4 protein-coding genes are annotated in these 5,421 nt (G+C 63.4%); 1 reads left to right on the forward strand and 3 read right to left on the reverse strand.

The window, feature by feature from the left end:
• Positions 1-65: 65 nt before the first annotated feature.
• Positions 66-287 carry a DUF2274 domain-containing protein gene (locus tag FHS78_RS19100; RefSeq protein ID WP_167096095.1) on the forward strand — a complete coding sequence of 74 codons (222 nt, stop codon included), beginning with the start codon at positions 66-68 and terminating at the stop codon, positions 285-287.
• Here FHS78_RS19100 and FHS78_RS19105 read toward each other — a convergent pair.
• From FHS78_RS19105 to FHS78_RS19115, 3 genes are all read right to left on the reverse strand, one after another.
• Positions 238-1,233: a LysR family transcriptional regulator gene (locus FHS78_RS19105; RefSeq protein ID WP_167096097.1), complete on the reverse strand. Its 996-nt coding sequence runs from the start codon at positions 1,231-1,233 to the stop codon at positions 238-240. The two genes, FHS78_RS19100 and FHS78_RS19105, sit on opposite strands and share 50 nt — an antisense overlap.
• Positions 1,233-3,734, reverse strand: a complete 2,502-nt coding sequence (locus tag FHS78_RS19110) for a heavy metal translocating P-type ATPase (protein WP_167096099.1) — start codon at positions 3,732-3,734, stop codon at positions 1,233-1,235. The genes FHS78_RS19105 and FHS78_RS19110 overlap by 1 nt, the downstream gene beginning before the upstream one ends.
• A 235-nt stretch (positions 3,735-3,969) precedes the next feature.
• On the reverse strand, positions 3,970-5,325 hold the full coding sequence (locus FHS78_RS19115) for an IS1380-like element ISKpn23 family transposase (RefSeq protein WP_003168745.1): 1,356 nt from the start codon (positions 5,323-5,325) through the stop codon (positions 3,970-3,972).
• Positions 5,326-5,421: the final 96 nt, after the last annotated feature.

Genomic DNA, 5,421 nt, shown 5'->3' on the forward strand with positions numbered 1-5,421 from the left:
CCCGGATTTCCCGTGCGCGTAATCGTCACGCGGGACCTATTGCTCGAGCCATACGGAGGGTCGTGATGTCCAAGCTGAAATTGAGCGGTGTGCCGGACAGTAAGCCCGTGAAAATCACCGTGGAATTGCCAGCGCAGGTCCATCGGGATTTGCTTGCATATGCCGATATTCTTGGGCGAGAGACTGGGCAACCCATTCCTGACGCTGCCGTGCTTATCGCACCTATGGTCCAGCGCTTTATAGAAACAGATCGAGGATTTGCTCGGGCCCGCCGCACGGAGCGATGAGCGACGCGAATAGCAGGTAAATGACAGATCCAGCGCCAACTGCCGGCCTCGATCTCGCCAGCGATCGCGCGATCGAAAGCAATCGACGCAAGACTGGATTGGAATTCTTAGAAGACCACATTGCGCTCGATTCTAAGACATCCCCGTCGCCCAGGATGGGCCGGATCACCACGCCGGGCATCTCCCGTCCGAGCGAAGAATTGCTGACAAGCGTCAGACCGTAGCCGATCGCCACGAGATTCATGAGGCCCTCGCGCCCGACGAACTGAATCTTGACATCGGGACGGAAGCCAAGGCGGGCAAGTCGCCGCACCAGGTAATCGTGAATCTCCGGGCCTGGACCTCCACTGGAGACAATGAACGCCTCATGCTGCAGTTCTTGCCAGGTCAAGCCCTCGCGGCGTGCCAGATCATGGCCTGCCGGCATCGCGACCAAGACACGCTCTGACCAAAGCAACTCGGTCGCATATCCTGGGATATTCGGAATTCCGGTTGTGAACGAAACGTCTATCTCGCCTATGACGAGGTAGTGCAGGCTCTCCCTCGCGGTCGCCTCCTGCACGATCACCTCGACGTGGCGGTATTTCTGTCGAAAGGTCGTTAGCACATCGCGAAGGAAGCCTGAATTGAGCGAGGAGAGAATGCCAACGCGAACGATGCCGCGCTCTCCCCGGCTTGTCGAAGCGGCCATGTGGATCGCACGGTCCAGATGATCGATGCCTTTGATTGCCTCCGCTAGAAACCTTTCGCCCACGAGCGTCAGGGACACGCCCCCCGGCGTCCGGCAGAAAAGCTTGAATCCCAAACGGCTTTCCAGAATGTCGATGCGGCGACTGACGGACGCCTGGGAAAGGCCGAGAAGCGTGGCCGCCTTCCTGAAGCTTCCCTGCTCGGCGGCGATTACAGCATATCGAAGGAACCGAAGATCAAGGGCTACGTCAGGCACTACGCCTGCCTCCAGGCAAGCAGGCGGAGCGCGTTGAACACGACGAGCAAAGTCGAACCTTCATGCATGGCGACCGCTGGACCAATACCGAGCCCGAAGATCGTGGCCGGCACGAGGATCGCCACCACACCGAGGCTAACGAAGACGTTCTGGCGGATGATCGAACGTGTTCCCCGGCTGAGCCCGACCGCGAAAGGAAGGTGGGCCAGATCATCGGCCATCAGGGCGACATCAGCAGTTTCGAGCGCCACGTCCGATCCGGCGGCGCCCATAGCGATACCCACCGTTGCGCTCGCCATCGCCGGGGCGTCGTTGACCCCATCGCCCACCATCGCCACCCGCGCCTCGGCACGCAGTTTCTTGATCGCCTCGACCTTGTCCTCGGGCAGCAGATCGCCCCAGGCTTCCTCAAGGCCGACCTCCCGCGCAATCGCCTCGGCCGCGCGCTGGTGGTCGCCGGAGATCATGATCATCCGGTGAATGCCGATCGCACGCAGCGTCTCGAGCGCGGCACGCGCACCCTCGCGCGGCGTGTCGAGCAGACCGATCGCACCCAGATCACGGTCCCCCTGGCGCACGACCATGCTGGTCTGTCCGGCCTCATGGAGCCGCTCGACGGCCTCCGCCATCGCTGGGGACAGGGGGGAGATCCCGGCGGAGCCGAACATTCCCGGCTTACCGATCAGAACCTCATCTTCGCCCAAGACAGCCGATACGCCGCGGCCGGTGAGGCTTTTGAGGCTTTCAGCCTTGGGAACAGGGTAATCGCCGAGCTGTTCTCGCCCGTCCCGCGCTATGGCCTGCGCCAGGGGATGATCGCTCAGACTTTCGACCGCCACCGCGACGGCCATCAGGTCCTGCTTGTCCACCCCCGGCGCGGGGACGACCTGCTGGATGCGCGGCTCACCCTTGGTCAGCGTGCCGGTCTTGTCGATCGCGATCGCATCAAGCGATCCGAGCAGTTCCAGCGGGGCTCCGCCCTTGATTAGAACGCCTCCTCGCGCGGCCCGCGCCACGCCGGAGAGGACGGCGCTGGGCGTGGCGATCGCCAGCGCGCAAGGGCTGGCCGCAACGAGCACCGCCATCGAACGATAGAAGCTGTCACGGAATGGCTCGTCGACGACGACCCAAGCGAACAGAAGCACGAAGGCGAGCGCCAGGACCGCAGGTACGAAGAAGCGCTCGAACCGATCGGTGAAGCGCTGGGTCGGCGACTTCTGCGTTTCGGCCTCGCTGACCATCTTGACCACTTTGGCCAGCGTGCTCTCGCTCGACAGACGTGTGACCTCGATTTCGATGAGACCGCTGCCGTTGATCGTGCCGGCGAAGACACGGCTCGCAGCATCAACCCGATCGGGATTTGCGCGCGCCGCCGTCTCATCGGCGACCGGCTGCTTGTCGACCGGAATGCTTTCGCCGGTCACCGGCGCCTGGTTGACGGCGCTCGTGCCCCTGATGACGAAGCCATCGGCTGCGAGGCGCTCGTCGGGTTTGACGATGACGGTATCGCCGAGCTTCAGGTCATCGACGGAGATTTCTTCCGTCGCGCCATCGGGCCGCCGGACGAGAGCGGTGCGCGGCGCGAGGTCCGCGAGCGCCTCGATCGCGCGCTTCGCGCGGCCCATCGCGTAGTGTTCGAGCGCGTGGCCGAGGCTGAACAGGAACAGCAGCAGCGCGCCCTCGGCGAACGCGCCGAGGGCCGCGGCGCCGGCGGCAGCGACCAGCATGAGAGTATCGATCTCGAATTTCCGCAGCCGGAGATTGTCGATCGCTTCGCGCACCGTGAAGAAGCCGCCGAAGCCGTAGGCGCCGATATAGAAGGCGGTTGGCAGCCACGCGGGCGCCGCCGCCACCAGTTTGTCGATCGCAAAGCCGAGCGCCAGCAAGGCCCCGCAGGCGAGCGCGAAGATCAGCTCGGTATTGGGACCAAGAAACCCGCCATGGCTATGATCGTGATCGTGACCACCGTCGTGCCTGTGGCCGGCTTTCTCATCATGCGCGCCTGCGCCATGATCGTGGCCGGCATGCACGTCCTTCGAAGGACTGTTTGCCCGTTTGTCCCGCCTGACCCCCAATCGCGACAGCGCATCAACGATCTCGTCTTCGGAGACCTGTTCACGGTCGAACTCCACGCGCACCAGGCCCGAGGCATTCGCGTCGGATTCGAGCACGCCCGGTATGGCGCGCAGTTGCTCGCTGACCGTCCGCGCTTTTCGTTGATGGCCGATCCCGCTGACCGGCCACAGCGCATGACCGTAGCGCTCGGCAATCGCAGCTCCCGCCGCGCGAGCGATGTCGCGGATGCGCGAAAGCGACAGCGTGTCGGCATCGTAATGAATGCAAAGCCGTGCGGGCTTGTCCCCTTCCGCCGGTACGACATGCGCCTTTTCGATGCCTGGGCGCGCCGAGAGATTGGCTGTCAGCCGAGCCACACAGGCGTCATCGGCATCGGGGATGTCGGGTAGGATAAGCGGGATTTCGAGTTGAACCTGGTCCGTCATGAAAACCTCCTCAACATACATTCCCCAAGTGGCATGCCGTCTGACGTGAGTTTCGCCTGAACCCGACCGCAGGACAATCATTTTCCGTCCCGAGCGGCGTCGTCGGGCGCGCAAGGCGCTGAGACAGGGCAGATCGGCCCGCGAAGCCGCCGTGTTGTGCCCTGGTGGCGGTGTTTTTCAGCGCAGCGGACAGACCCATCCTGCCGTTTTCGTTCAGTTTGGGCGTGGATGGCGGTCATGCGCATAGCGGAGGCGCTCGCAATCGGCGGATGGCGGCGAGGATGGCGCGGACCATCGGACCGGTGACGGCCACCTCGGCCAGCTGGAAGGTGATGGCGCGGGCATGGCGGACGACACGTGCCCCGATCTTGATCAGCTTCAGTTGCAGGCTGGTCAACGACCAGTCGGCCATCGTCTCGGGCAACTCGATGCAGCGCAAGAAGATGGCCAGGTTGTAGGCCAGCGCATGCAGTTGCAGTCGCACCTCATTGTCGCGGAACTTCCGGCATGACAGCCGCGTCCAGTGGAAGGCATATTTACCTTCCTTGATGTGCTGCTCGGCGGTGCCGCGCTGGTTATAGAACCGCACCACCCAGTCGGGCTCCATCGGCAGGTTGGTGACGATGAAGCCGACACGCGGGAACAGTTCGCCCGGATGCCATTCGATCTTGGCGATCACCCGGCGTTCCTTGTCCCAGGATGCCGCCTGATACTCGAAGTCTTCGTAGAAGCGCTTGACCTTGGTCAGCGAAGGTCGCCCGACAGGGCGCGTCAGCCGATGCGCGATCTTCTCGCGCAGGACGTTGTTCGCAGGCAGCCGGATGGCGTAGAAGAATCGGGCTTCTTCCAGCCGCTCATAGATCGCGGGGATCGCGTAGGCGGCGTCAGCCCGGAAGAACCGGCCGCAAAGGTCGCGCTCCGCGTAGCGGGCGATGACGGGGTCGAGAACGTCCCGCCAGCCATCGGCGCTGTGGACGTTGCCATGGCGCAAGGCGCAGCGCTCCAGCATGCCGAACTGGTTGAACAAAAAGTTCGGGTGATAGCAGGTGCAGTCGAAATGCCCGTTCCAGGCCGCGCCCTCCTGATCGCCATGGGTGGGGCTGACCGAACTGTCCATGTCCAGAACGATGTACTTCAGCCCGTTACGGTCATGGAACCGGTCGATCCATTGGCCATTCAGGTCGGCCAGCGCGGCACGGTTCTCGGGCTGTGCCAGTGTCTCGGTCTCGAACCGTCCCATCTGCGAGGCCGAGGCCGCTTGCGCATCGACAGCCCTTCCACCCACGACCTGGCGCATCACCGGATCGAGGGCCAGGCGGTCGGCGTCGTTCACATCCTCGTATCCGGCCAGTCGCCCGAACACCGATTGCCGGAACAACCCGTCAAGCCGGTGGACCGTGTTCTTGCCGCGCCGGGTGTCGCGCAATGCTTTTGCCGCCAGATCGGACAGCCCGAGCGCGTCATCCAGCTCGCGCATCACCAGCAGGCCGCCGTCGGAACTGAGCTGCGCACCTCGGAACTCCACATGCACCCGGCGGTCGAACTCGACCCGATCTGCCCGCTTCGAACCCGCACCCTCTGGGTGATCCATCAAACGCGCCCCTCACGGCCATCAACACCATGATTTATATCGGAAATATTGAGATCCTGACAGCAAAATCAGCGATTTACTTGGGGAATGTGGGCT

Source organism: Parvibaculum indicum, assembly GCF_011762095.1.
Lineage (GTDB): Bacteria > Pseudomonadota > Alphaproteobacteria > Parvibaculales > Parvibaculaceae > Parvibaculum > Parvibaculum indicum.